Origin of the sequence: Cupriavidus sp. D39, assembly GCF_026627925.1 — a bacterium.
Classification (GTDB): Bacteria; Pseudomonadota; Gammaproteobacteria; order Burkholderiales; family Burkholderiaceae; genus Cupriavidus; species Cupriavidus ulmosensis.
Genome location: NZ_JAPNLE010000005.1, coordinates 18,506 through 43,309 on the forward strand (window position 1 = coordinate 18,506; position 24,804 = coordinate 43,309).

A 24,804-nucleotide genomic window follows, 5' to 3' on the forward strand; every position below is an offset into this window, starting at 1 on the left:
AAAGGAGGGGTAGATGGCCAAGTTCAATTTCCGCCGGGGTGAGGCCGTCATCCACTATTCATTGGTGGGCCCGCACCGGGGATATTGGGGCCGCAAGGTCGGAGCGTTCCGAGTGCTCGCGACCAGCCCCTCGAGCCTGGATTCAGGTGCCTGCATCTCTGAGAGCGATCTAGGGCACACGATCTTCCCAGCCCCTAACGAGCATGGCGTCTACGATGAGCGCCATGCCAAGCAGTTTGCCTATCGCAGCACCAGTGGTAGAGATCACGCTGTCGCATACGTTCTGCATATCGGGCCGGATCGCTGGGCCTACTCGTTTAGCCTCACCATCGCTACCGGCGGATACTGCGGCTTCTCGAGTGGCATCTCTGACGATCACAGCGAGAGCACCGAAGAGTCGGCTACCCGTCTTGCCCTCACTCAGTTGATCGGCATGCTCCGCGACACGCTTGACAACGCCAGCGTCACAAATCCGGAGAGACGACGCAAAGCAGTCCGTGCTGCAATCATCGCCCTTCTTTCCCAGCTTTCGTTAGTCGATAGGACTGCTATACTTAAAGCAGTTAAAGAAATGTCAAAAGGCGGATGATGGATAAAGTTGTGTGGCTGGTAGCCGGCAATAAAGGAGGAGTGGGCAAGTCCGTCGTGGGCAAAGCACTCGCCGGCTGGCTTCGTAGCCAGCCCGTTCCAGTCATTGTTGTGGATGGGGACGAGCGGACTCCGGACGTTGCGCGCGCTTTCGAAGACTCGCTTCCTGTCACTGAACTTCGCTTGGACGACGAAAGCGGTTGGCGCGAGTACGCCGACTTCATTGGGTCAAATCGGCTCATTGGGCACATCGTTACCAATCTCCCCGACGGCGTGACAGACAAGGCGATGGGCTTCTTGGAACGCTTCCGAATCGTGGCTGAAGCCCACGGCTTCATCGTCAAGGTTCTGTTCGTCATGAACAACCTTCCCGACGGCCTGCATTTGCTGCCCGAGCTCCGGCTTGTCCTCCCCCGCCTCTTCCCCGTCAAGAACCTACATTTCGGGCCGCCCGAAAGCTTCGTTCATTTTGACCAAGCCTACGGCCCCGGATCTGCAGCAGACACTGTGCTTTTCCCTGGGCTGCACCCACGAATTATGAGCGTTGCCCGTGAATCGGGTCTCGCGTTCAGTGCGTTTGCGAATCAGCGAGCCAATACCCCAACCAACTTCACTTGGGCCAAGATTGCCGTCGCGAACTGGTATGCCGAGGCTTGTGAAGCGTTAGACGAAACCCTTTACGGAGAATGACATGAGCCAGTTGGACAAGGCACTCACTGTCTTGATCGAGCGCGATCCGACCACGGAGGAGATCGCCAAGTTCTACCAGATCAAGGAAGCTTGTGGCTTCTCAGAACATGACTCGGTGTGGTCGCTCATCCTTGCCTTTGGTCACTACGAAATCTTGTACAAGGACATCGCTGACAAGATCGGCGAACAGTCAATCAAGACTCTCGCGGACCACAAGCTAGCTCTCGATTCGACAGCGGCCGCCGCAGAACGTGCAATCAAAAGCAACCTGGTGGACTCCGTTCGGGAGACCACAAGCAAGCTCCTGGCCGAGGCGCAGAAGACTGGCACCGCTCTTGCCGCGATTCAAGCTAAGAAGGGGCTGCTCATTGGCGCTGTTACCAGCCTGGGTGTTGCGACGGTGCTTCTGTTGTGCGCCGGCTTTCTAGGCTACTCGATTGGCTCCAAATCAGCCGGGCCAGCCGCTGCCTGGCTGCAAACGGCGGACGGCGCGGCTGCTCAACGTTTCGCGCAGATGAACGCAGTGAGAACAATGCTCGATTGCCCCGCCCCTTATCAAACGCACAGAGAAGGCTCGGCCACCTATTGCGTGCCTTTTGACCCCCAAGCCAAGAAGACTTGGGGCTGGCGTATCAACTAACCTTTAGAAAGGGAAAATAATGAATCTCATCCCCGAGGGAGCAATCGCAACACTCGTTGCGGTTGACCGCACCCAATCCGATCATCAGATTCCGAGCACGATGGGGGTCTACTCGTATGAGGCGTCCGACCATGACGCCGAACTCTGGACCTTGGAGGATCTTGAGCGCGACGGCGACGGCTCGCTACGGCTCGACGCAGAAGGCAGCAAGATCTCCATCTATGGCCCGTCCGTCGACAACATGCACAACGCCAACAACATCGCCTCGATGCTCGGCTGGAAAACGTGCCAGCTATTCGGCAAGGATGCAGCCTCGGAACAGGCGGTCCTCCGCCAGCTCGTGAACGTCGATGTCCTGAATGCACCTCCGACGTCCGCCGCTGAGATCCCTCCGCCAGCCGCTCCGGTCCAGAGCCATCCCCCAAGCATTCCGCCCGCGCGACGCACCTCGGCTAGTCGAGAGGATGCGTTTATCGATCTGCCGCCGGGGCTCGATTCGCCCGTGCCGCATGACGGTAACGCAGGAATTCCCCCAGCCATCGGCGGTCGTGATGCCGGGCAACTGGCGGACATCACCCAGGTGGTCGAAGACTTGGCGGCAGCGGAGGCCGAGCGCGATCGGCTGGCCGATGAACTTCGCTCAGCCTCTAGCGAAAAAACTAGGTTGCAAGTCCTGGTGGAGAACCTGCAGAGAGAAAATCGAACGCTCAAAACCTCCAGCGCTCAGGTAGAGCCGGGCGCGACGAGATCCGCACTGCTCAGCGCCTTGCTCCAGTGCGCAGAAGCGCAGTTGGCCGAGCGTTTAACGGCTGGCTCCCCTGGTGAAGAGCCGCTACTCGGCATCCTTCGTGCCCATGGCTTCGGTATCCGGCTCAACATCGTCCCAATGACGGCTTAGTAGAAAGGGGGCCGGCCCGGCCCCTACTCCTCCGGGCTGCGATTTCCAACGTCAGAAATCCATGATGGGCGATCAGGAAGAGCCGGCGGCGAAATGCGCAATTCTCTACCGCCGATTAGCGCATGGGATTGCTGATGTATCCAACGCCGCCGGCGCGACGAGTGAGGCTGTAAGTCGCCTGAACGCTGTCGCCGCGCGGATGCGCGAACTTTGCCAGGAAGTTGAAAGGTTGCTAGAAACATGCGCGGAAGAAACGATCTCCGAGTCATCTCCCTTCTGGGGCAAGCTAAACGCGGTTCAGCGGGAATGCTCGCGCCTCGAGGGTATTCTGCGGGGTTGCGACGTTGCTCTCATGCGATAGCGTCCCTGCCCTCCTTTGTCCGGACTTGCATGCTGGCGCTGGGGGCTGCCGGCGTCGGCCTAGCCGCCTGGCGCGGTTCCGTATTCCTACTTGCCCTTCTGCCGGCATTCGTCTTCTGCTGGGCAAATGCGCGCAGCAAACTCCAAGCATTTGTCATCGCCCTCGCCTACTACTTGGCAGCTGCACGCGGCCTGGTCGTAGGAGCCACAGAGTTTTTTCGACAGCCGGCGGCGAGAAGGACTGGCGGATCGGGCTAGCAATATGGATGGTGCCGTCTCTTTTGATGGCCGCTGTCTGGTGCATTTGCTGGGGGCGGCATCAGCGCCCTCTTCGCGTGGCTATCGCGATCGCGTTGCTCGCCCTTCCCCCTGTTGGCCTTGTCGGATGGGCGAACCCTCTAACAGCAGCCGGCGCGCTCTACCCCGGCCTTGGATGGACCGGGCTCGTATGCACACTTGGGGTCCTATGTTGCGTTGCGGTTGAACTCCGAACGAAGCGCACCGTCTTCTTGTTTGCGGCGCTTTGCGCACTCTCGGCTTTCCTCAACGCTACATATCGTGCGCCGCCCCCTCCCCAGCTTACGTAGCTGTGAATACAGATTTCGGGCGTGGTGTTGCTGACGGAGACGATTACGGGCAAATGCGTTCTCTTCAATCCGCGGTGGCCAAGGTCTCCGCTAGCGCGGCACCTGATTCGATCCTGGTTCTGCCAGAATTGGTGGGAGGGAGTGGGGAATGAACGAGCTCTGGTGGGCAGACATAGCCGCCGCTCTCAATAGGCGGAAGCAGACGGCTCTAGTAGGGGGCCGAAAAACAGTCGCACCAGGTCGATATGAGAGTGGCATGTATGCCATCGGTGCGCATGACAATGCAAAGTATGTGGCACGAGTTCCGGTGCCAATCGGCATGTGGCGTCCTTGGGCCTCATCGTCGGCGCTCGGACAACCGTTTGGGAAAGGATCTGTCCGAATTGGGAGTCAGGTCGTCGGAGCCGCCATTTGTTACGAGCAGTTGCTTGTGCTTCCTCTGCTAGTAACGATGGCCGAAGATCCGACCGTGCTGGTCGGCACCTCTAATATATGGTGGGCTCGTCGGACGAGTATTCCCGACATACAAATGGAAGTTATGTCTGCATGGGCTCGCCTGCTCGGATTGCCCTTGATCTATGCCGCCAACAAATAGCAAAAAGCAAAAGAACCCGGATTTTGATTTTTCCGGGCAGTCTCACTAATTTCGGTTCAAATTCGGGTAAACCAGTAGCAAATGGCGGGGACCTTGACACAGAGTGATGGCGGAAGCTATTCTTACCGTCACTATGTGAGGGTTGTTTACCCCAAGATACAAGGAAAGCCACATGCAAGCCCAGACTTATATTGCTGCTGCTTTCGCTCCCGCCCAACTTTCGCTTCTGAACGAAGCAGAATCTTTGATCGGAGCGGACGGCAAGCCAAGCCTGAAAGCAATCCGAACTCAGGTTTTCAAGAAGACCCAGGAACAACTGGCGGAGCTTCTTGGAGTAAGCGTGAGCACCTACGTCTCTTGGGAAAAGAAACGGCGGGAGCCCTCAGGCGCGGCAAAGACGTTGATTCAGATGGCTTTTGCCAAGCCCAAGATGGTGGAACTGATTCTGAACGAAATGCGCGACGCAGAGCAAGGGGCCCGTGTGGGCAATGCCAGCTCTGCCGCGGAGATGACGAGTATGGCGATGTAGGCCAGAAAGACAAAAGCCCAAGGCGGCAACCTCGGGCTCTTGAAAGAAGCGACTTAGTAATCGGGCGATCCACTAGGTCAGGTGTGACGGGCTAGGGTCACAAGGCACAACTCGCGCCTTTGATTTGATTCTACTCCCTTCACCCTGGCGTTTGCAAGCGCAACCTCTACGGTGATGAGATGCATCCATATAGCAGTATTTCCAAGCCCTTTTCCATGGGCTTCGCAGGGCACTTCTCCTTCAACGAAGCGTTGATGGCATGAGAAATCGCCTCCTGCAAATTACCCGCAGCGTCATCGCATACCTGCCTGAGCTCAAGCCCTACACCGGTTCTGTCGTGGGGTGCCTGCTCATGCAGCAAATGGACTTCTGGTTCAATCAGAAGCCAGACGGCTTCTATAAGTTCCTCAGCCCTGCTAGCGAGCATCCGGACTACCGCGATGGTGATAGCTGGACCGAAGAGCTTGCGATCAGTGAAGCAGAGTTCCGTACCGCTGCCGACAAGATCTGCCACCGCTGGCCCTCCAAGTCCGCATTCGACGCGGCGGACGACAAGTTCCAGGGCAAGTTCTATTGCTCCGTCTACGACCGCCGGCGGCAATTGACAACCTACTTTCGCAACCATCCTCTGGTGGATGCGTGCCTGGACGAACTCGCAGAACGCAATGTCACGCGCGTGAGCTCGAATGAATCGCTGACCAGGCGTTACGAAATCAGCCGGGAACGCGGCTCAGACCGTCAATTCGCCCGGCAAAATGGCCCTCAGGCCCCCGTTTTCCCTGTAAATCAAGAACCCTCAGCCACAGGAGGTGAAGAGATCCCACTTCCTGTAAATGAAGATTCTTCATTTACAGGAAACGCACATGATCTGGTTACAGCAGACTCGCCTCCTGAAGCTACTGGAACCGAGCCTGAACCGGTTCCAGTAGGCGAAGAATCCCCTTCTGAGGAGATGTCAAAGCCCGAGTTCCAGCAAGCGCAGAAAACGTCGCTGCCGAATGAAACAAAGAAAACGGGTTCAAAGACTTCCAAACAACTACAACCCCAAAACCGTGGTTGTAGTTCTTCTGATGGACTTGTTTTTCCCGAAAGCCTGACGCAAACGGAGCGCATTGCTGTCGAAAGCATGCTCACCGGATGCCCGCCGGCCTATCGCCAAGATGTCCTGGACGAAATTGCTGGCTACAAGCGCGCTGGAACGATCCGCTCGTCCGTTATCGCGTTGACCAAGCAGTTGATCGAGGCCGTGAAAGCGGGATCGTTCAGTCTGAATGTGGGGGCAGCCGTCAAGGACGCCCGAGAGTCGGCTGCTGGAAGGGCGCGGCGTGTCGCTGCAGCGACATCCATGCAGATTGATCCGTCCACACTCAGCATGGAAACCATCAATAAGCTGCCCCCGACTCTGCGCGCGAAGACGCTCGCATCGATCGGGAGGGCGGAGTGAATTCGGTCCGGTTTTTCCAACGTTGGAAAAAATGCCGGACCGCCAACGGCGCGTAAGCCTGCGAACATCGTTGCGCGGATGATATTTTAATATCATAATTGAACGGTGGGCGCGAAGCGCCTTGAACATGAGAGGGCACCTGATGAGGCATCTAATCTTAGGGCTGGCGCTTCTTCCTTTGACCGCGACCGCTGGCCTGGTTGTGGAAGACGAAGGAGAAAAGCCAGCCGTCGTTGTGGCAGCACCTGCGCCGGCGCAAGTGATAATCCCGGTCGAAATCTGGAAGGGAGAGCAGGGGAGTACCCTGAGCGACTCCCTTCAGCAATGGGCCAACCGGGCGAAGTGGGTCGTCATCTGGGATGCCTTCAAAGGCGCCGAGAAAGTCGACTACGGCCTGCCGGCGCCTGTAACGTTCCAGGGCACCTTCGATAGCGCAGTCGCGCAGTGGATTCGTAGGTATGAACGAGCGGACATCCCGCTTGTTGTCGACATTCAGCCGGATCAACGAGTGGTGTACATCACTGTCAGGAAGAAATAGTCATGCGCAAAATCCTTATCATCGCGCTGAGTGCAATATATATATCTGGTTGCACATCAGTAGACAACTTCCGCACGATCAATCGCGATCTTCTTCAGCGCCAGGTGGACGCGCAAGCGCAAATGGCCGCCATGAAGAATGCTGGGACGGAGCGGCCCCGTGAGACCGTGCGTTACTTGAGCGACCAGTTCGTCAGCCTCACGCCGATCCTGCAGAAGGTGAACAACGCGGCCCCTTCGTCGCCACTACTGCGTTGCCGCATTTCAATAGAGACGGTTGCGCCGATCAGCATGCTCGAGTTCGCGCAAACGATCACGCGCAAGTGCAAGGTAAATGTCCGAGTCACGCCCGACGCGCTAGCGGCGGTCCAGAACCCGTTGGCCAACGAGGGGACCGCTGCGGCTACAAACACGCCTATGGCGCCGCCAATGCAGCCGCAGCCCATGGGCGCGCAGACCGGCTTGGGGAATGCAGGGCAGATCGGCCTGCTTGATCTCAACTACCACGGTGAGTTGTCCGGCCTCATGGATACCGTTACGTCGCGCTGGGGTGTGTCCTGGAAAGTCGAGGACGGCAAGATCAAGATCTACAACGTAGATACGCGCGTGTTCCTGCTTTCTGCGTTCAACTCTGACACCACACTGAAATCGGACGTGCAAAGCGGCACTACGATGGTAAACGGCACGTCTGCCGCCGGTGCTGGTGCATCGGGATCGGGCGGTGCGGGCACAAGCACCGCCGGTGGCATTGGGGGCTCCACCGGCTCCCAGCAAAGCACGACCGTGACTCTGAAGATGGAGTTGTGGAAGGACATCATGGAGACCGTCAAGGGCATGAAGTCACCGAAGGGAACTGTCGTGGGCGCGCCATCCACCGGCACCATCACAGTCACCGATAACGAGGATGTTCTGAGCAGGATGGAGCGCTATGTCACACCGCTCAACGCTCGCCTCGAGAAGCAGGTGGTGTTCGATGTGGATCTCGTCTCGGTGGAAACCAACGACACCGATGCGCTAGGCCTTAGCTTCAATGCGCTGTTCCAAACTCTGAATCAGAAGTATGGCTTCTCGCTGGCGAGCTCGTTCTCGGCGCCGACTGCGGCAGCCAGTGGAACGTTCTCTATTCTCAAGAATTCAGGAAGCCGCTGGTCGGGCACCGACGCAATCGTGAGCGCGTTGTCGGAGCAGGGCAACGTTGGGTTGCGCAGGGCGCCGTCGGCGACGACCCTCAACCTACAGACCGTCTCAGTGCAGGTTGCGCGTCAGAAGGGCTTCGTGGCGGGCTCCACGACGACGAACACGGCTCAGGTGGGCTCCACAACCACCCTGCAGACTGGCATGGTCACTACCGGCCTCAACATGTCGCTGACGCCATATGTGTTCGAGGACAATCGAATGCTGGTGGCATTCAGCATCAATCTGTCCTCCCTGCTGAACATCCGGGCAGTTAGCCGCGGCGACACGTATGCAGAACTGCCCGAGTTGAACCTGCCGATCAACATGTCGCAGAAGGTAAGGCTTGCTTCCGGCGATACCATGATGCTGTCCGGCTTTGACGACGAAGACACCAATGCGACGCAGACGGGGACGTTCACTCCCTCGAACTGGTTGCTGGGGGGCGGCATAAACGGTACGAAGCGCAAGACCAAGCTGCTGGTTCTCATCACACCCAGGGTGATGCAATGAAATTCCCATCGCGGAGGAGGCGTCCACCTGAGAAGAAGGCGGTAGCAGCTTCGGAGTCGTCCGAGATTGCCATTATCACGATCCACGGCAAGAAATTTGTCAGCGGCCTGTTCTGGCAACCGCTGTCGCGGGCTCGCGCATACATGGGCGAAGCTCGCGAGCTCGGGAAGAAGCACGACTGGGATATTGTCGCAATCCGCCGAGGTCGGGCACGCATCCAAGCCGGCTTCGTGAGCAAGGACCGTGGTGCGTTGAAGGGCATGTACAGCCTTGCGGCCAGTCTGGCTGGAGTGCTTGGGGACCGCTGGATCGGCGCATTCGCGGTGGACGATCAGGACCGATACGCGGTTGTAGCCGTCCACGAAGGCACGATCGTGCCCGGTTTCGATCGCGTCGTGCATGGTTTTGAGGAGGCGAAGCAACTCCTGATGCACGGGATCAACCTGCTCGATTTCGGCGAGAACGTCTTTGCGCCACAGGCCTTCGGCGTCGCGCTGCAGGAGCATGATCTCCCGTCCGTCCTCAAGCCAAAGCTGCTGCGGCCCGAGTACAAGCTCAAGCAGTTGACCTTCGGCCTGACGAAGAAGGAGATCGGCGTGCTTGCCGTTGCATTGCTGATCGCTGGCGTTGGGATCTTTGCCTACGGAAAATGGGCAGAGCATCAGGAAGCGCAGCGAATCGCTGAACTCCAACGACAAGCCGAGCTTCGCCGTCGCGCGCTTGCGCTGCTCGAAGAGCAGTCGCGCAAGAAGCAGACGGTCAAAGCTCTCGAGCATCCGTGGGCGCACATGCCATCGGCTCTGGCCTTCACAAGCGCGTGCAAGGAGGCGAGTGCCGCCACGCCGCTGAGCATCGCTGGCTGGGTGGAGAGGGATTCGTCGTGCGTGGCAGGAAGCGTCGTCGTTGCTTACGTCAGGGGACAAAAAGGCGCCACGGTGGAAGCATTCCACGACGCCGCGAGCTCACTGAAGGACTGGCGCGTTGCTGTTCTAGATTCCAGTATCGAAGCGACCATCACGCGGGATCTATCGATGCCTGCAGCCGGCGACGAGCTGCTTCTCGATGCGTCCGCCGCGAAGATGCGCCTTGCTTCGGAGGTGCAGGGTTGGGGCGAAGACGTAGCCAAGCTTGTCAGCATTGTGCATCGGGACATCTCGGTCCCCAAGCCTCCACCGGCGCTACCCGGTCAAGTCACGCCGGCGGCACCTCTTCCGCCAGAACCGACCTGGCAGGAGTTCACGTTTGAATTCAAAACGGGTCTACCACCGGCAAGACACGTTGAGCGCCTCAAGGATCTACCTGGCTTGCGGCTCACCAACATCACGGCGACGCTCAGCCAGGAAGAAGCAAAACTCGAATGGACGGTCAAAGGGGATCTGTATGCGAATCGGTAAATATGCAGTAGTGATCGGCATGGCTGCCATCAGTAGCGTTGCCGTGGCGGCGAACGTAGCCAGCGAGGACCAGCTCGGCGAAGTCAACGCACAAACGATTCTTCTCAAGGCTCAAGCCAAGATGGAAGAGGCGCGGCAGGATCTGGTATCGAAGTCTGGAGGCGGCTACGGGGACAACGGCGTATTGCCCAATGTGCTCAAGATCGATCGCGTCAATGATGATCCTGTGACGGCAGAACTGATCTTCGCCGGCAACGTGAAGGTCGAGGCAAGACAAGGCACGCGCCTGCCCGGAGGATTCCGGGTCGACGCCATCAACATGACGGCCAGGACTGTCGACCTTACCCGGGGGAAAGAACGGTACACCGTGGGAATGTCGTCCTCGGTTCCCCAACAGCAGAAGCCAGCACAGGGAACCCCCAACTTCGGGCCAACCGGCTCGCCGTATGTGCCTTCCGTGGCTCGCTAGGGGAAAACATGGGCGCTAACGACCTTACCGCCATGGGTGGTGCCTTGCCTTCCGTCGTGTCTGCGACGGGAAGGCTGGCCATCCCCGTAGCGCATCGGGACAAGATGTACCTCGGCGACGATCATACGCTGTACATAGCAGGCTCGTATGCCACGGATGCCGCTGTCCTGGCCTACATCGAACTGTTGCGGCGCAAAAATGTGCAGTACCGCCGTGAGGTTACTTCGGTAGAACACATTCAAGGGCTGTACGCAGAAAATGCCGCTGTTGCGCGCGAAGATTTCACGCAGCGCCAGGGTCAGGTAGTAGGCATCATCCTCGAGGCAATTCGTCTTCGCGCGAGCGACGTGCACTTCCGAAACGAAGACACACGGTCGCTAGTCCTGGTGCGAGTTGACGGCTTCCTTGAGCCTCTCCGCGAGTTCAGCCGAGAGGATGGACGTGAGATCTGCCGCGCGATGTATGGCTCCATGTGCGACGTGGCTGAGGAGCAATATTACGAGAACAAGTCGCAGAATGGTCGCCTGAAGGCTGAGTACCTGCGGCAGCTGGGCCTAACCGGCGCGCGGATTGGCACAAGGCCGACTGACGACGGCAACCTGGTGGTCTTGCGTCTTCTCATGAAGGGTGAGCGGAAGGCCGTTCGTGAACTTGGCTACCTTCCGGAACAGACTGAGCATATCGTCCGGATGACGCGCAACCCCTACGGCATCAATATCTTCAGCGGTCCGACGGGCGCGGGCAAGTCTACCTCCCTCGAAGTGCTGTTGCGGGAAATGCTCGACTATCTCGGGGGTAAGACTAACGTAATGACCGTCGAGCACCCGCCGGAGTACAAGATTCCGGGGGCAGTGCAGACTCCCTTGATGTGCGATTCGGATGATCCGGAATCTGTCTCACGGGCTTGGGCCAACGCGATCAGTGAATTGCTTCGTCTTGACCCAGACACGATCATGATTGGGGAAATGCGCGATCTGAACTCGGCTGTCGCGGCATTCCGTGCCGCGATGACCGGCCATGGTGTCTGGACGACGAACCACTCGAATCACGCGATCCAGACGTTGGACCGCTTGATCGATCTGGGGGTGAACCCTTCGTTCGTGACGGACGCCTCGATTGTCACAGGCCTTATCAATCAGTCTCTAGTGGTCCTAAACTGCCCTCACTGCGCTCGGCCCTATGACGCCGCTAAGGAAACCCTGCCGGAGGATCTTCGAGCTCGTGTGGAACGCTACTGCAACCCACAGAGGGTAAAAGTGCGAGGAAAGAACAAGGGCTGCAAGCACTGCAAGGGCAAGGGCCATCGAGGACGGTCGGTTGTGGCCGAAGTTGTGACGCCGACGCAGAAGCTGATGAACGTGTACCGGACCGAAGGCAGTGCTGCTGCCCGTTCGTACTGGGCCAAGGAACTCGGCGGGATCACCAAGTGCATGCACCTCATCCGGCTGATCAATGAGGGACTGGTCGACCCGCTATTCGCCGAGCAGCAGGTGTGCTTGCTCGACCAGGACGACATTATCCTTGCATAGGAACAGGACATGAGTGCTTTGAACATGCTGGCCAATCCGCGGGAAGCGTGGCATCACTTCTCGACGTGGTGGGTGCGCGGCCAATTCCGCGCGAACGACAAGATCGAGTTCTTCAAGACGCTGAAACTCATGCTGCAGGGGAATGTGCAGCTTCCTGTTGCCCTGACCGACATCTACAACGCTTACAGCGAGGACGGACGGAAGCCTCGGAATATCGTTGCCGTCGTCTCTGCTGACTGCCTGATGCAAATCCGCACCGGAAAGTCCTTTGGCGAGGCGCTCAGACGATGGCTGCCAGATGATGAGTGCTCGTTGCTGGACGCCGGTAGCGCATCTGGCAATATCTTGGAGGCCTTCGACAAGGTGATGCGGATTGTGCGATCCAAAGGACTGGCTGTGAAGGCGGTAATGAGCGCTACGGTCTACCCCACGATCCTGATGTTGCAGTGCGCGTATCTGCTTAACAAGGTGGCAAACGACCTGGTGCCAAAGCTGTTACGGGGGAAGGCTGCAGAGACGGTGGAGGGGCCTGCTTGGGTGCTGAAGGAGCTCTCGTTCTTCGTCTCGAACTACGGCCACATTGCGGCAATATCGCTGGTGGTCCTTGGCGTGCTCGTCATATTGTCGCTGCCAGTGCTGCGCGGAAACATCCGGTACTACTTGGACAAGCTTCCTCCTTACTCCTTTTATCGCATGATGTATGGGAGCACCTTCTTGCTGAACATCGGAGTGCAGATGAGCGCTGGTATCAAGCTTTCGCAGATCCTCACTGATGCTGCCAGGCATGCAAATCCTTGGCTGCGCGAACGGCTGGAAGCGACGCTGTTTGGCGTGAACAACGGGAAGACGCTCGGGCAGGCGCTCACAGATGCTGGCTACGACTTTCCGGACCGTCGGGCGGTGTATTTCCTCCGTGCGATCACATCGCAGAAAGGTTCGGAAGAGAATATCGAGCAGTTCGGCGCTGACTGGCTCGACCAGAGCATCGTCAAGCTGCAGGCACTCGCAAAGGTGATGCTCGCGTCCGGGATTATTCTCAACGGCGCGATCATCTTGCTGGTGCTGGCCGGAGCAAGCGGCATGGAGGATGCAAGCCTTGCCACGTTCGACAAGTAAAATTTAGTAGTAATATATCAAAAGCAGTAAAACACTTATCGGAGTAACGCCATGTCCAAATTTTTCCAACGTCAGAAATCCTTCTCGGCTCGCACGCAGCGGGGCTTCCTCTCGGTGGAAGCCATCATCGTGCTTGTCATCGTTATCGGCCTGATTGCTCTCGGCGCATCCAAGAGCGAAATGCTCTCTGGTAACTCCGAAGCAACGGAGGAGATCAGCAACATTCAAGCGCTAGTTACGAGTACCAGGGCGCTCAAGTCGAACGCCGGCTACGGGGCCTCGGGCACCGATCTGGCAGCCACGCTGATTGCTATCGGCGGTGTACCGACGAACGTCGCTATAGTGGGTGGCGTGCTGCAGAACCCTGTTGGCGGCACTTATGTCGTGACGAGCACCGGCGCCGGCTTCACGATCGCTACCAGCAACCTGAAGCCCACGCTTTGTGTGAAGGTGGTCCCGAAACTGACGCGTAGCGGCACGTTCTCGAACACCAAGGTTGGCAGCGGCGCTGCAACGACCGGCGAAATCGCGGCGCCAGCAGCGACGACTGCCTGTGGCGCGGCCATGTCGACCGTGACCTACACGGTTGCATCGTAGGCACCTGATCCGATGCGAATCCATAAGGTCGAATTCGTAGACCTCTACATTGGCGCGGACTTCAGCGACATCACAGGGATCAACGGGAAGCCGGGCCGCAGCCCGGTACCTCCTCCGCTGCTAGGCGATGTCGAGGAGCTCCGTCGCCAGTGTGAGAGCAAATACGAGCGGTATGGAGAAGAGGAGTTCTCTCTCAACGTCGAAGGAACGATGTTCCGGGTCACTGTCATGGAGGATTTGACGGAGACGATCACGTTCGTGCTGCGGAAGTCCGCGGCCAGCATTCGGCCAGCGGCTTCGCTCCCCCTTGCTCCGAGCATTCTTGAGTTTTTGCTCGCTGCGGACCTGCGCGGATTGGTCTTGGTTGCGGGCGAAATTGCTACTGGAAAAACGTCGACAGCGTCAACGCTTTTCGCTGAGAGACTGGCTCTGCACGGCGGCGTGGCCGTCGCTGTAGAGGACCCAAACGAGACTGCGCTGCATGGTGTCCGGGGCAAAGGCAGGTGTATTCAGCTTTGGGCTAGCGAGAAGAGAGGTGGCTACCAGGAACAGCTGAAGAAGGCTCTCCGCAGCGGCGCCAATCTCCTACTGGTTGGTGAGATCCGCGATGAGCGTACGGCGCTCGAGGTTGGTCGTGCAGCCATCAACGGGTTCACCTGCATTTCCACTATCCATGCGGACACGCCCGTGCATGCCGTTTCTCGCTTTCATTCGCTATGCGCTGGGCAGACCAATCGCGCTGCTGACCTGATTGCCGATGGCCTGTCCATGGTCATATGGCAAACCATCCGGCGCAGGGCCAGCGAGGAAAGGAATGCGACGCGGTTGGAAACGAAGGTGCTGCGCGTTGCAGGCATGAACAGCGTTGTCGCGAAGATTCGGGATGCGAAATTCTCGATGCTGGAGCAGGACGTGATCGACCAGGCGAACAAGATCGCATTCGATCAGCAGTCGCTCAAGATGCTGGGGACTAAAAAATGAAGAACACGCAGAGGCGCAAGGGACGAGGCTTCATCTCGGTCGAGGTGGCCATGGGCATAATTATCGTGATCGCCCTGATGACGACGATGAGTTCGTGGATCAACTCGGATGTGGACCGAAAGGTCAACGCAACGGCGGCGAGCAGTGCGACGACGGTGCTGCAGGCGACTCAGAAATGGATGGGGGACAACTACGCGACGATCCTGGCAAGCGCTAACCCCTACGTGGCCTACGATACGACGGCCCTCGCTGGCTATCTCCCCAGTGGCTTTGCCGCGACCAATGTGTACCAGCAAGGCTATTCGATCCGGATCAACAAGGTTGCTGCCAATCGCCTTGAGGCACTGGTGGTGACTACGGGCGGTGAGACCATCAAGGAGACCAGTCTGCGGCAGATAGCGCAGCTGATCGGCGGCCAAGGCGGCTACGTTAGTGCGACGAACGCCGCGCAGGCGACAGGGTCTTTTGGTGGGTGGAACTACGCTCTAGGCACCTACGGTGGTTCTCCTGGCGCCGGCAAGCTTGCACTGGCTCTTGCTTTCCAAGACGGCACCGCCGTTGATCCTGGCGACTACCTGCACAGGAAGGTAGTCGCTGGCCGACCGGAGTACAACCGGATGGAAACAGCCATTGATATGGCTGGCAACAACCTGAATGCTGTTGGCACTGTGAACGCAACTACGGTTGCCGCCACCGGCCAGGTCAGCGGGGCGAATTTGGCCATCTCCAACGACGCTAGGATCGGGCAGGAGACCTATACCGGCGGATGGTTCCGAACGCAGGGAGACTCAGGTTGGTATAGCCAAAAGTGGGGCGGTGGTTTGTACATGTCCGACACGCAGTGGATTCGGGCCTATAACAACGCCGGCATCTATTCTCCGAGTGAAGTGCAGAGTAGCTACATCAACTCCAACGGGCGAGTGCGGGCAGGAGAATACCTTCAACTGGACGGATGGGCCGGCGAAGGCGGTTGGTGCAGCACGAACGGCCTCGTTGGTCGGGACGCCAATGGGCGGATTCTGTCCTGCCAGTCGGGCGTTTGGCAGGGCGCTTCAGCATCGGCCATCATTGGTGGGCCAGTAGGCGGTGGGAGCGATACAGCCATTGGGGTTACCGTGACCTCGCGCAAGACTTTCATCATTACCGCCTCCGCGCAGCAAGCCGGCGGCTCGGTGACGGCGCAAATCGTGGTAGATGGATCGGCCTGTCCGACGGTTGGCGATACTTCGGTCGTCTCCGGAGGCTCGTGGTCGGTGCAATCGCTGGGCGTTTGCCAGGTGACGTTAGATCCGGGGTGGCACGTCTTTAGCACGAATAACAGCCGGTACTCTGGCTCCGGCTATGGGAGTTCGATCCAGTATTTTGGAATCTGAGCTTCGCACCTCGTCAGAACGGAAAGAGCCCGCAACGATTGCGGGCTCTTTCTATTGGGGCAACTGTAGTGGCCCCCTAGGGGACGATCACGGTCGCCCCGTCCGGGATGACGGCGGGAAGGGGGCGGGCGAGGGGAAAGCCCGGCTGGCCAGCCGGCAGTGCGATCGAGGCTCCCGCCTTGATGCCAACGTGGACGGTGGCCTTGCTAACGGTCACGATGGCAGTTGGCAGGCCCGGCTGAGTGCCGGGGAGGTAGACGTAGGGGTAGCCGGCGTCGACGTAGTTGAACACGCCGGGGGCCTTCTGGTACCACGTCGGGAGAGACAAAGCGGAATCCGGCACAGCGCCCGAGGTGGCAGGATTTGCTGCGGCATAGGCGGCGACGCGCTGGGAATAGTTCAGCATGTTGCCGGCGAGCGCAGCCGTCTGTGTGGTGTCCGCCGCGGCGCTCTGATACGCGACAGTCTGAAACATGACCGTGAACGCGAAAGCTCCTGCAGCGGCTGCCAGTGCATAGCCCAGCATGGTTATTTCCTCGCGTCGACGATCTTGAGGCTACGCGCACCCTTGCGTACCTGCAGATCGATCGTAGGGACCATCTTTGCCAATTGGCCGAGCACCTCCATGTAGGTCCCGGTCATCGGATGATCCTGAGTGATTTGATAGGGATTGGAGGCCTCCCACGTCGGCGCAGGCCAACCGGCGGTGGCGGCCCATGCCTCGAGGTTCTCCTTCAGACTCTTCCCTGACGTCAGGGTCCATACGCGAGGCTGCTCCACCACAGGAATAATGATCGGCGCCGGCTGGATAGTGGCGACTAGCGGCGCTCCGGGGCTTGCTTGCAACTGCAACTGCAACTGCAACTGCGGTTGCGGCTGTCGCTGTTGCATCAAGTCAGCAATGAGCCGGAGCGCGTCGTCTGCCTTAATGGCGTTGCTTTGCGCCATCGCGAGGACGCGATTGACCATTTGAAGGACCATCGGATCAATCGCCGGCAGTTGGCCTTGCATCGGGCTCTGGCTCTGTGGGCGGGCGGGGATAGCGTCTACCGTCTGCATCGCACGCTGGTTCGTTGCTTCAATGGTCTTGGGCGTCGCCCCCGAGGTGCTCCGCGAAGGCATGCGAAGAGAAATGGAGACCTTGCTCGCGTCGCGCCGGTTTCCGCCGGGCTCCCGGGCGGACGTGTCCTCCGCCAGTTGAATCTTGCTGGCAGGCACCCCGTTGTCAATGAACCACTGCCGCACGGACGTGGCTCGCTGCTTGGCGAGCGTGGTGCTACCGGCGGCGTCTCCAAAGCCGGTGACGATCACCTGGTCGGCGTCGATGGCGTCCTCGAGTCGATCGGCTAGGAGCTTTCGGGACGAGGGACCGATGACAGCCCGCTTGATGCTGTACCCGATGTCGAAGGCACTCGTTGTGACAAGGGGTTGGGGGTTCGCTGCGGTCTGCTGGGGCGCGTCCTCGTCCACATAGAACGACGCGTGAGCGGAGGCGCTGAAGACAAGCGCGATGGCCAGGACGATCTGCTTTGCGTTCATGAAGGTTTCCGGTTCTTCTGACGTTGGAAATGGGTCGGCGTTACTTGAGCGCCTCTGATATCATGCTATTGCACATTGTACTAAAATAAAAGCACAATACGCATCGTGATCAATGAGGAGGTGATGGCCGTGTCCGATGAAGGTAAGGGCGATCCGCGTGAGCGGTTGAATGAATCGATTCGAAGAGGATTGGGCGCGACCTGCTTGGCCGCTCTCGAAGATCCAGCCGTCGAAGAGCTCATGTTGAATCCCGACGGAAAGCTCTGGATCTACAAAGTGGGTGTAGGAATGATTGACACTGGGCAAACCTTGCGCCCGGCCCAAGCACTGAATGTCATGAACACGATCGCGTCGATGCTGGATCGGACGGTCACGGCTGACAACCCAATTCTCGAAGGCGAACTACCCCTTGATGGGTCGCGCTTTGAAGGCGTGATTCCTCCAGCGTCCGCCGGACCGCTGTTCAGTATCAGAAAGCATGCGCAGTTTGTGTACACACTCGAAGACTATGTGCAGGCCGGCATTCTGTCCCTCGCGTACTACACAGCGATCCTGGAGGCCGTTCGTACTCGGAAGAACATTCTCGTGGTCGGTTCGACGGCTTCGGGGAAGACGACGCTGCTCAACGCAGTGATCGCAGCTATCGCGAAGCACACCCCTGATCACCGGGTGGTCATCATCGAAGACACGGGCGAGGTTCAATGCACGGCTGAGAACAAGGTCATTCTGCAAACCAGCCGGACGGTCACAATGCTTGACCTTCTGAAGGCCACTATGCGGCTGCGGCCCGATCGGATCATCGTGGGAGAGGTGCGTGGGCCAGAGGCAAACGCGCTGCTCAAGGCATGGAACACAGGCCATCCAGGAGGGGTGGCCACTATTCATGCGAACGATTGCATGGGTGGGTTGATCCGTGTGGAGCAACTCATTCAGGAGGCGGTCGCTGTGGTTAACCCGCAGGTGATAGCTTCTGCGGTGGATATGGTCATCTTTATCAAGAAGGGGGAAATCTCAGGCAAGAGACGGGTTGAACAGGTCGCGCTTGTGGAGCGCTACGACGCTGCCGCGCATCAATACGTCCTGCGGGACGTGCAAGAGTAATTAAATAAAAGGTGATATCTATGAAGCAACTTTGGAAGCGCGTTGTGTCCGTTTGGGCGAAGCGCAAGCCGTCGTTCCTGAAGCTGAACATCTTGGGGTGGATCGTGCTGTATGCGGGTGCCGCTCTTGCGCAGCAATCGAGTACAGGGGCGCCTTGGGATGGCCCGCTGTGCGGCGTATCGAACTGGTTCAAGGGCCCTACGGCACTGGCCGTCGGCACGATCGCGTTCGCAGCGGCTGCTGGCGGCTTCATCTGGGGCGAGGAATTCACGGGCATCATGAAGAAGATCGTGAACGTGGTCATGGCCGTCAGCATTCTCATCGGCGCGTCGAGTTTCATCGGCTGGATCGCGATGAAGATGGGCGCGAGTATCGGCAGCTGCCCTGCTTGAAAGGTGAGACATGAGCGGAAGCCATCGCAGTGAGCTGATCAAGGTCGCCATTCATCGCGCTGGCGTCCGCGTATTGACGTTCCTGGGGGCGAGCGCAGGCAGGTGATGATTCTCCTGTTTGCGACCGTCTATCTCGCCTACATTCTCACGCTGCGCTTTGGGATGTTCGTGGCTGTTCCTGTCTGTGGAGTCGTATGGCTTCTCGGGATGGCCATTCTGCGGCGAATGGCGACGAGTGATCCGCAGATGTGGGCGGTGCTCAAGCGAGCTCGCAAGTACAAGGGCTTTTATCCTGCGAGAGGCCGGTTCGATGCCCCGCAGCCGCAGTATCGGGACTACAAGTAGATGCCATGACTGGATTCCTTTTCTTCATCTTCATCCTCATCATCGAAGCGGGGCTTCTCCTCTTCGCATTCCTGCGCCATCGGCCAGGAATGCAGGAGGAGTTTCGCGACTCCGAAGCCGGTTTGGCAGATCTTCTTCGCCATGCCGAACCCATAGCTGACGGTGTTCTATCGGGGAAGGGCGGCGAGATCATAGGCGGTTTTTTCTATCGAGGGACCGATACCGAATCGTCCACGAACCACGAACTCGACATGATCTCGGCCCGCGTCAACAACGCGCTTGCGCGACTTGGCTCGGGCTGGATGGCGCATATCGACGCGATGCGGTCTGAAGCGATCGGCTACCCGGACCGGACTCCATTCGTGCATCCTGTGGCCGAGCTCGTGGATGAGGAGCGGCGCCTGCAGTACAGCGGCGAAGGCCTCCACCATGAGAGCCGCTACGCCATCATCCTCACCTATCTGCCCCCACTCGCCGCGGAGAGCAAGGCTCAGTCGATGATGTTCGAGCACAGCGAGGACCTGCGGGGCATTAAGACGGCAACGCGGGAGAGGCTTGTCGCGCAGTTCAATACGATTCTCGATTCCCTCGAGGGCGAACTCGGGCTGGTCTTCAATGCCATTACCCGAATGCGTTGCCACGAGCGGATCAATGCGGCAGATGGCCGGAAGTATCATGTCGATGATCTGCTCGGATACGTGCACTACTGCGTCACAGGCATTGCCCAGTACATGGCATTGCCGAAGGCTGGAGTGACTATCGACACGATCGTTGGCAGCCAGGACTTTGTCGCAGGGAACACGCCCAAGGTAGGCGCGAATCATATCCGCGTCCTTTCCATCGAAGGGTTCCCTTCGCACGGCTACTCGGGCATCTTGGATTCCCTGAATTCGCTGCCGGTCACCTATAGGTGGAGCACGCGGTTCATCTTTATGGACCCCGAGGAGGGCAGGAATCTTCTGGAGAAGATGTTCAAGAAGTGGCGGCAGAAAATTCGCGGACTGCGCGATACGGTGTCTAACAACTCAGCGGGAGCGGTTGACCAGGACGCCCTGGAAATGATGATCGATGCCCAAACTGCCATGGGAGAGGCGGCTGCGGGCAGAGTTCGATTTGGTCACTACACCAGCGTGATTGTGCTTATGAATCAAGATCTGCCGGCCCTCCTGGAGGCGGTAGAGATGTGCGCGAAGGCGATCCGTACCCTCTCTTTCGCCGTTCGCGTGGAGACAATCAATGCGGTAGAAGCATTCTTGGGGAGCATTCCGGGCCATGGATATGAGAACGTGCGCCGGCCAATCCTTCACACGATGAACCTTGCGCATTTGATCCCGACGACGGCCACTTGGCCAGGTCTGAGTACCAACCCCAACCCCTTCTATCCGCCGAACAGTCCGCCGTTGATGTACGCGGATACAACAGGCGGAACGCCCTTCAGGGTGGGGACGCACGTTGGCGATGTCGGGCACTTTCTAATGCTCGGCCCGACGGGCGCAGGTAAGTCGACGCTGCTTGAACTGATGGGCCTTCAGCACATGCGCTACCGCAGGGCAAGGACGATCAAGTTCGAGAAGGGCTATTCGTCCTATGTCGCATGCGCATCGGTCAACGGCGCTTACTACGATCTGGCGGGGGAGCATCCGAGTATCGTGGGAGGCAAGGAGTATCGAGACGCGCTATGCCCCCTGCGCCATGTCGATCAGCCTTCCTGGCGGCTCTGGGCGCTGGACTGGATCGAGACGTGCCTGGCGCTTTCCAAGGTCGAGGTAACGTCGCGCCGGCGCAATCTTATCGCCAATGCGCTGGTTTCGATTGGAAACGCAGACCCTGACCAGCGGACGATGACCCATTTCGTGTCCCAGTTGCAGGACAGCGATTTGCAGGAAGCGCTGAAACCGTACACGCTGGCCGGCAACAACCAGATGCTGGACGGCGAAGACGACACGCTGCAGGGCGCGCACTTCATCGTGTTCGAGATGGAACACCTGATGGGAAAGGGCGCGCAAATCGCTGTGCCGGTGCTCCTGTACCTCTTCCGCAAGGTCGAGACGATGTTGGATGGCTCGCCCACGCTGCTCATTCTTGACGAAGCGTGGCTCATGCTTGAGCATCCGATCTTCAGTGCGAAAATCAAAGAGTGGCTCAAAGTCATGCGCAAACGGAATTGTTCGGTCGGCTTTGCCACCCAGTCGATTTCTGACGTTGGAAAAAGCGCGATCCGTGACGTTCTCTACGAAAGCTGCCCTACGAAGATCTTCCTGTCGAATCCCGAAGCGCAACGCAACGTGAGCGTGCGGGAGGAGTATGAGCGCATCGGCCTCAACGACCAGCAGATCGAGCTCATTGCCCAAGGCGTGAAGAAGCAGGATTACTTCTACATGTCCCCGTTGGGGCGGCGCCGGTTCCGCCTTGGGCTTGGCCCGGTGACTCTGGCCTTCGTGGGCGTCAGCGGCACCGAGGATATTGATCACGCGCGGCGCATCCTTGCCTCGGGTACGCGGAACTTCGGCGCTGAGTGGCTGCGCCACTGCTCCACGGCAAAGGTAGAGTGGGGCGATGGTCTTGCGGAATGGGCTTCGCTGCTGGAGAACCGTCAAGCTGCGGCTTAAGATTCTGATATTGTAATATCACTATTAAGTGATATAATTAAAGCAACTAGGGAGGTTGATATGACGACGTTGTTTCTCCTCGTTTTGGTTGTGGCGGGTCCGCTTGTCGGCGTGGCTGCTGGGCTCTTTGGCGGGCTGGTCGGCTTTACCGGCGGACTCGCCTTCCGGGCTGCTCGTGCTGCTGCTCGCGCCGTTGTGCGCGCGGCACGCGAACGGCGCCATCAAATAGCGCTTAGGCAGCATTAGGCTGCGCCGACTCATCCCTCAAGGTAAAAGAGCATGAAGAGCATTTCGCATGTTTTCGGCCTGGCCGTGATGGTCATGACGAGCATCGCGGCGTCTGCCACATTCGCCGCCACCCCTTTCGTACCTGGTCCTTCAACCATTACGGTTGCGAACCAGACTCTAGGGTGCGCCGGACGCACGCCCGTCGTAACGCTCAACCTCTTGGTGAACCCAGAAGACGCGGGGAGGCCAGGGCTCATATATGTCGGGGTTCATGACCCCCAGCAAATGCAGGCCGCGCTGCTGAACCAAGATTCGGCTTGGGAGGCATTCACGGGCGCCGCCCTGATCCCTCACATTGTTCGTCGCGATGGGCTTTCGTCGGTCCGGCTGAACATTCCCCTGTCGAGCTCACCGAGCTATCAGGGCTGGAGTCTTTACGTCGGCTATGGCGCCTTGACGCTCGCTAGCGAGGCAATGGTCCAGAAAGCGGTGGTGGCTGTCGCTGGCGTGAAAGCACGGTATCCGGATCGCCCGGTCCCTGCGGTTGATGAGGACCATTTCAAACGGTCCCTGATCCAGGAGGATATGCGCAAGAACACCAAATACCGGTTTGTGCGCGCATTCACGCCTGAGCTCATGTCGATATGTGAACCCCTAGGAGGAAACTGATGAAGAATCTGAAAATCATGTGTGCAGCAGGAGTTTTGCTGCTGTCGAGCGTCACGTCGAACGTCGCTCAGGCTGGGGCCGTTGTTGGCGCCACGGAGCCCACGCAGATTCTCAACAATCTGCAACTGGTCCTGGCCTATGCCGAACAGGCCCAGACGAGTGCCAACACGATGAACCAGTACGCGGCGATGCTGAAGAACCTCGAGCGCATGACGCCGAGCAGCTTGCTCGATTCAGCAGCGCAGCAGCTTTTTGTCGACAAGAACATGTCGCAGGCGTTCAGCGATCTGCGAAACATCTATTCGAAGGGCCAGCAGACGGCCTACTCGCTCGCGTCGGTGAATCAGCAGTTTAAGAGCAACCACCCCGGATACGGCGGGGCCGTGGACTTCTCCTCGGCCTACAGGAACTGGTCGGATTCATCGCTCTCGGCAGCAAAGAACGCGATCAAGTTGGTCACTGCCCACTCGGAGAATTTCGCCACCGAAGAGGGGATGATGAACGAACTGGCCTTTAAGTCGCAGACGGCTGCAGGTCAACTGCAAGCCGCACAGGCCGGCGCCGCGATCAGTCTGCAGATGGTGGGGCAGATGCAGAAACTCCGCCAGGTGGCACTCGCGCAGGTGCAGAGCCAGAACGAGTTCGCCGCGGCGGCGCAAAGCGAGAAGGACGCGCAACAGTTGGGCGTGGAGAAAGCGTTTGGCGGTGTTGCATCCAAGTCCGTGAAGGGCCAGGCCAACTAGGAAAACTCATATGCGAAACAAGTTCGTTGTGCCCCTCCTCATTGTTTTTGCGCTGTGCGCCGGCTGTAGTCAGAAAGACAGCCACCCGACGCGGAGCGCGGGCGCTGCGGACGCTTCCCGCTCGTCTGGCGACGTGGCCATTGACAAGGCGTTCGGAGGCATCAACAGCAACTCCGTGCGTAAATCCGATAACTGAACGTTAGGTGGCTCCCCATGCAGTCAAGTTTCACGTCGACGGCCATCCGGCTGTTTCGTTATCTGGATGCGCTCCAGATAGCCTTTATTCGCGCTGTCTTGGAGCAGCCGAAGTGCAGGAAGGCTCTGCGGTTGGGCCTGCTGGTGGTGTTCCTGCTGTACATGGTTTCGCAGGTCACCGCGTCAGCCGACGATTCCTTGCTGCAGTTGGACAAGATCGATGACAAGTTCCGGGGGCTGCAAAATGGTTGGTATTCCATCGTCAAGGGCTTTGCGATGGGGCTATTCTGGAAGCTCGCCCTGGTCGATTTTTGTTGGTCTACAGTAATATATGTATTAGATAAAAACGAGATGCCAGAGATCTTGCACGCCCTTGTGCGGAAGATCTTCAATCTCGGATTCTTCTTCTCGCTGCTAAAGCTGTCCGACGAGTGGATTCCGGCAATCATCAAATCGTTTATCACGATCGGTAAGGCTGCTTCAAACGTCGGCGACCTCACGCCTGATGGCATCGTGAACAAGGGCCTCGATCTCGCACTGGGGTCCTTCCAGATGATCAAGTCGCTGGGGGCCTTCGACAAGATGGTCGTCGTCTTTCCCGTTACTTTCATGGCCCTGCTGATCTTCTTGGCATTCCTCTGGGTAGCGGCGCAGCTCTTGGTGACTTTGATCGAAAGCTACATCGCGATCGGCTTGGGCGTGATCTTGCTGGGGTTCGGCGGGTCGCGATGGACCACGGACTTCGCAACGAAGTATCTGCAATTCGCCGTGGGTACGGGGATCAAGTTGATGGTCCTCTACGCAATTGTCGGGGGGGACAGAGCCTGTTCGGCAGCCTGATGATCGATGCGGATCAGCTCATCAAGAGCTGCATGGTGGTCCTGGGTGTCGCGGGGATCTATACCTACCTCGCCATCAACGTGCCGCAGTTGGCCACGGCGATGATGTCCGGTAGCCCGAACCTCACGGC

Annotated in this window: 27 protein-coding genes; 24 read left to right on the forward strand and 3 right to left on the reverse strand. The window is 58.5% G+C overall.

Translation table 11 applies throughout. The features are described from left to right. The first annotated feature begins 13 nt into the window (after positions 1-13). The 16 genes from OMK73_RS03615 to pilV all read left to right on the forward strand — a co-directional run bounded on the left by OMK73_RS03615 (position 14) and on the right by pilV (position 16,013). Positions 14-589, forward strand: a complete 576-nt coding sequence (locus tag OMK73_RS03615; RefSeq protein WP_267600798.1) for a hypothetical protein — start codon at positions 14-16, stop codon at positions 587-589. After that, on the forward strand, positions 586-1,278 hold the full coding sequence (locus OMK73_RS03620; RefSeq protein ID WP_267600800.1) for a hypothetical protein: 693 nt from the start codon (positions 586-588) through the stop codon (positions 1,276-1,278). The genes OMK73_RS03615 and OMK73_RS03620 overlap by 4 nt, the downstream gene beginning before the upstream one ends. Position 1,279: 1 nt before the next feature. Continuing rightward, on the forward strand, positions 1,280-1,918 hold the full coding sequence (locus OMK73_RS03625; RefSeq protein WP_267600802.1) for a hypothetical protein: 639 nt from the start codon (positions 1,280-1,282) through the stop codon (positions 1,916-1,918). 19 nt (positions 1,919-1,937) lie between these two features. Next, positions 1,938-2,816, forward strand: coding sequence for a hypothetical protein (locus OMK73_RS03630; RefSeq protein WP_267600803.1), 879 nt, complete (start codon positions 1,938-1,940; stop codon positions 2,814-2,816). A gap of 61 nt (positions 2,817-2,877) precedes the next feature. Next, entirely contained in the window at positions 2,878-3,177 is a 300-nt protein-coding gene (locus tag OMK73_RS03635) for a hypothetical protein (protein ID WP_170301901.1), read from the forward strand. A gap of 1,353 nt (positions 3,178-4,530) precedes the next feature. Continuing rightward, complete coding sequence (locus OMK73_RS03640; protein ID WP_150986940.1) at positions 4,531-4,887, forward strand: helix-turn-helix domain-containing protein; 357 nt, start codon at positions 4,531-4,533, stop codon at positions 4,885-4,887. Positions 4,888-5,146: 259 nt separating this feature from the next. Next, complete coding sequence (locus OMK73_RS03645; protein ID WP_267600805.1) at positions 5,147-6,331, forward strand: hypothetical protein; 1,185 nt, start codon at positions 5,147-5,149, stop codon at positions 6,329-6,331. Between the two features lie 142 nt (positions 6,332-6,473). After that, positions 6,474-6,869, forward strand: a complete 396-nt coding sequence (locus tag OMK73_RS03650) for a TcpQ domain-containing protein (RefSeq protein WP_170301903.1) — start codon at positions 6,474-6,476, stop codon at positions 6,867-6,869. A gap of 2 nt (positions 6,870-6,871) precedes the next feature. Further along, positions 6,872-8,554 (forward strand): PilN family type IVB pilus formation outer membrane protein, encoded by a 1,683-nt coding sequence (locus tag OMK73_RS03655; RefSeq protein WP_267600808.1) that lies wholly within the window; start codon positions 6,872-6,874, stop codon positions 8,552-8,554. Further along, the gene (pilO2, locus tag OMK73_RS03660) at positions 8,551-9,948 is read left to right on the forward strand and encodes a type 4b pilus protein PilO2 (RefSeq protein ID WP_267600809.1); all 1,398 of its coding nucleotides are present in this window, start codon (positions 8,551-8,553) and stop codon (positions 9,946-9,948) included. Before OMK73_RS03655 ends, pilO2 begins: the two co-directional genes overlap by 4 nt. Continuing rightward, positions 9,935-10,417, forward strand: a complete 483-nt coding sequence (locus tag OMK73_RS03665; RefSeq protein WP_267600811.1) for a hypothetical protein — start codon at positions 9,935-9,937, stop codon at positions 10,415-10,417. Before pilO2 ends, OMK73_RS03665 begins: the two co-directional genes overlap by 14 nt. Before the next feature lie 8 nt (positions 10,418-10,425). Beyond that, a complete protein-coding gene (locus tag OMK73_RS03670; protein ID WP_267600812.1) occupies positions 10,426-11,946 on the forward strand; it encodes a GspE/PulE family protein in 1,521 nt (506 codons plus the stop codon). 9 nt (positions 11,947-11,955) lie between these two features. Then, on the forward strand, positions 11,956-13,062 hold the full coding sequence (locus tag OMK73_RS03675; RefSeq protein ID WP_267600814.1) for a type II secretion system F family protein: 1,107 nt from the start codon (positions 11,956-11,958) through the stop codon (positions 13,060-13,062). Positions 13,063-13,113: 51 nt separating this feature from the next. Continuing rightward, positions 13,114-13,659, forward strand: coding sequence for a type 4 pilus major pilin (locus tag OMK73_RS03680; protein WP_267600815.1), 546 nt, complete (start codon positions 13,114-13,116; stop codon positions 13,657-13,659). Positions 13,660-13,671: 12 nt separating this feature from the next. Next, positions 13,672-14,640 carry an ATPase, T2SS/T4P/T4SS family gene (locus tag OMK73_RS03685; protein ID WP_267600816.1) on the forward strand — a complete coding sequence of 323 codons (969 nt, stop codon included), beginning with the start codon at positions 13,672-13,674 and terminating at the stop codon, positions 14,638-14,640. Beyond that, entirely contained in the window at positions 14,637-16,013 is a 1,377-nt protein-coding gene (pilV, locus tag OMK73_RS03690) for a shufflon system plasmid conjugative transfer pilus tip adhesin PilV (RefSeq protein WP_267600817.1), read from the forward strand. Before OMK73_RS03685 ends, pilV begins: the two co-directional genes overlap by 4 nt. Before the next feature lie 76 nt (positions 16,014-16,089). On the opposite strand, the gene pilM is transcribed toward pilV, so the two are convergent. Together pilM and OMK73_RS03700 are read right to left on the reverse strand one after the other, a co-directional pair. Further along, positions 16,090-16,539, reverse strand: coding sequence for a type IV pilus biogenesis protein PilM (pilM, locus tag OMK73_RS03695; protein WP_267600819.1), 450 nt, complete (start codon positions 16,537-16,539; stop codon positions 16,090-16,092). A gap of 2 nt (positions 16,540-16,541) precedes the next feature. Then, positions 16,542-17,552, reverse strand: coding sequence for a TcpQ domain-containing protein (locus OMK73_RS03700; protein ID WP_267600820.1), 1,011 nt, complete (start codon positions 17,550-17,552; stop codon positions 16,542-16,544). 105 nt (positions 17,553-17,657) lie between these two features. Here OMK73_RS03700 and trbB point away from each other — a divergent pair, with 105 nt between their 5' ends. The 4 genes from trbB to OMK73_RS03720 all read left to right on the forward strand — a co-directional run bounded on the left by trbB (position 17,658) and on the right by OMK73_RS03720 (position 21,999). Next, on the forward strand, positions 17,658-18,653 hold the full coding sequence (gene trbB, locus OMK73_RS03705; RefSeq protein WP_267600821.1) for a P-type conjugative transfer ATPase TrbB: 996 nt from the start codon (positions 17,658-17,660) through the stop codon (positions 18,651-18,653). Between the two features lie 20 nt (positions 18,654-18,673). Then, positions 18,674-19,045 (forward strand): TrbC/VirB2 family protein, encoded by a 372-nt coding sequence (locus tag OMK73_RS03710; RefSeq protein WP_267600822.1) that lies wholly within the window; start codon positions 18,674-18,676, stop codon positions 19,043-19,045. Positions 19,046-19,150: 105 nt separating this feature from the next. After that, positions 19,151-19,390, forward strand: coding sequence for a hypothetical protein (locus OMK73_RS03715; RefSeq protein WP_324291649.1), 240 nt, complete (start codon positions 19,151-19,153; stop codon positions 19,388-19,390). Between the two features lie 5 nt (positions 19,391-19,395). Beyond that, complete coding sequence (locus OMK73_RS03720; protein WP_267600823.1) at positions 19,396-21,999, forward strand: transporter; 2,604 nt, start codon at positions 19,396-19,398, stop codon at positions 21,997-21,999. Positions 22,000-22,023: 24 nt separating this feature from the next. Here the strand turns inward: OMK73_RS03720 and OMK73_RS03725 are convergent, their stop codons facing one another. Then, on the reverse strand, positions 22,024-22,242 hold the full coding sequence (locus OMK73_RS03725; RefSeq protein ID WP_267600824.1) for a hypothetical protein: 219 nt from the start codon (positions 22,240-22,242) through the stop codon (positions 22,024-22,026). 36 nt (positions 22,243-22,278) lie between these two features. On the opposite strand from OMK73_RS03725, the gene OMK73_RS03730 reads away from it, so the two are divergent. Genes OMK73_RS03730 through trbL form a run of 4 tightly spaced genes read left to right on the forward strand, consistent with a single transcriptional unit; the run spans position 22,279 to position 24,674 of the window. Then, a complete protein-coding gene (locus tag OMK73_RS03730) occupies positions 22,279-22,896 on the forward strand; it encodes a hypothetical protein (protein WP_267600825.1) in 618 nt (205 codons plus the stop codon). Next, positions 22,896-23,639: a P-type conjugative transfer protein TrbJ gene (trbJ, locus tag OMK73_RS03735; RefSeq protein WP_267600826.1), complete on the forward strand. Its 744-nt coding sequence runs from the start codon at positions 22,896-22,898 to the stop codon at positions 23,637-23,639. Before OMK73_RS03730 ends, trbJ begins: the two co-directional genes overlap by 1 nt. A 10-nt stretch (positions 23,640-23,649) precedes the next feature. Then, positions 23,650-23,835, forward strand: a complete 186-nt coding sequence (locus tag OMK73_RS03740) for a hypothetical protein (RefSeq protein ID WP_267600828.1) — start codon at positions 23,650-23,652, stop codon at positions 23,833-23,835. A gap of 17 nt (positions 23,836-23,852) precedes the next feature. After that, positions 23,853-24,674: a P-type conjugative transfer protein TrbL gene (gene trbL / locus OMK73_RS03745; RefSeq protein ID WP_267600829.1), complete on the forward strand. Its 822-nt coding sequence runs from the start codon at positions 23,853-23,855 to the stop codon at positions 24,672-24,674. The last annotated feature ends 130 nt before the right edge of the window (positions 24,675-24,804 follow it).

Bases quoted from the DNA above. Each gene is read 5' to 3' on its own strand.
- OMK73_RS03685 (WP_267600816.1), top strand. From the start codon at position 13,672: ATGCGAATCCATAAGGTCGAATTCGTAGACCTCTACATTGGCGCGGAC.
- pilV (WP_267600817.1), top strand. From the start codon at position 14,637: ATGAAGAACACGCAGAGGCGCAAGGGACGAGGCTTCATCTCGGTCGAG.
- OMK73_RS03650 (WP_170301903.1), top strand. From the start codon at position 6,474: ATGAGGCATCTAATCTTAGGGCTGGCGCTTCTTCCTTTGACCGCGACC.
- OMK73_RS03615 (WP_267600798.1), top strand. From the start codon at position 14: ATGGCCAAGTTCAATTTCCGCCGGGGTGAGGCCGTCATCCACTATTCA.
- trbJ (WP_267600826.1), top strand. From the start codon at position 22,896: ATGAAGAATCTGAAAATCATGTGTGCAGCAGGAGTTTTGCTGCTGTCG.
- OMK73_RS03740 (WP_267600828.1), top strand. From the start codon at position 23,650: ATGCGAAACAAGTTCGTTGTGCCCCTCCTCATTGTTTTTGCGCTGTGC.
- OMK73_RS03655 (WP_267600808.1), top strand. From the start codon at position 6,872: ATGCGCAAAATCCTTATCATCGCGCTGAGTGCAATATATATATCTGGT.
- OMK73_RS03715 (WP_324291649.1), top strand. From the start codon at position 19,151: ATGATTCTCCTGTTTGCGACCGTCTATCTCGCCTACATTCTCACGCTG.
- pilO2 (WP_267600809.1), top strand. From the start codon at position 8,551: ATGAAATTCCCATCGCGGAGGAGGCGTCCACCTGAGAAGAAGGCGGTA.
- OMK73_RS03720 (WP_267600823.1), top strand. From the start codon at position 19,396: ATGACTGGATTCCTTTTCTTCATCTTCATCCTCATCATCGAAGCGGGG.
- OMK73_RS03635 (WP_170301901.1), top strand. From the start codon at position 2,878: ATGATGGGCGATCAGGAAGAGCCGGCGGCGAAATGCGCAATTCTCTAC.
- OMK73_RS03625 (WP_267600802.1), top strand. From the start codon at position 1,280: ATGAGCCAGTTGGACAAGGCACTCACTGTCTTGATCGAGCGCGATCCG.
- OMK73_RS03725 (WP_267600824.1), bottom strand. From the start codon at position 22,242: ATGCTGCCTAAGCGCTATTTGATGGCGCCGTTCGCGTGCCGCGCGCAC.
- pilM (WP_267600819.1), bottom strand. From the start codon at position 16,539: ATGCTGGGCTATGCACTGGCAGCCGCTGCAGGAGCTTTCGCGTTCACG.
- OMK73_RS03630 (WP_267600803.1), top strand. From the start codon at position 1,938: ATGAATCTCATCCCCGAGGGAGCAATCGCAACACTCGTTGCGGTTGAC.
- OMK73_RS03620 (WP_267600800.1), top strand. From the start codon at position 586: ATGATGGATAAAGTTGTGTGGCTGGTAGCCGGCAATAAAGGAGGAGTG.
- OMK73_RS03645 (WP_267600805.1), top strand. From the start codon at position 5,147: ATGAGAAATCGCCTCCTGCAAATTACCCGCAGCGTCATCGCATACCTG.
- OMK73_RS03665 (WP_267600811.1), top strand. From the start codon at position 9,935: ATGCGAATCGGTAAATATGCAGTAGTGATCGGCATGGCTGCCATCAGT.
- OMK73_RS03640 (WP_150986940.1), top strand. From the start codon at position 4,531: ATGCAAGCCCAGACTTATATTGCTGCTGCTTTCGCTCCCGCCCAACTT.
- OMK73_RS03670 (WP_267600812.1), top strand. From the start codon at position 10,426: ATGGGCGCTAACGACCTTACCGCCATGGGTGGTGCCTTGCCTTCCGTC.
- OMK73_RS03730 (WP_267600825.1), top strand. From the start codon at position 22,279: ATGAAGAGCATTTCGCATGTTTTCGGCCTGGCCGTGATGGTCATGACG.
- OMK73_RS03680 (WP_267600815.1), top strand. From the start codon at position 13,114: ATGTCCAAATTTTTCCAACGTCAGAAATCCTTCTCGGCTCGCACGCAG.
- trbL (WP_267600829.1), top strand. From the start codon at position 23,853: ATGCAGTCAAGTTTCACGTCGACGGCCATCCGGCTGTTTCGTTATCTG.
- OMK73_RS03700 (WP_267600820.1), bottom strand. From the start codon at position 17,552: ATGAACGCAAAGCAGATCGTCCTGGCCATCGCGCTTGTCTTCAGCGCC.
- OMK73_RS03710 (WP_267600822.1), top strand. From the start codon at position 18,674: ATGAAGCAACTTTGGAAGCGCGTTGTGTCCGTTTGGGCGAAGCGCAAG.
- OMK73_RS03675 (WP_267600814.1), top strand. From the start codon at position 11,956: ATGAGTGCTTTGAACATGCTGGCCAATCCGCGGGAAGCGTGGCATCAC.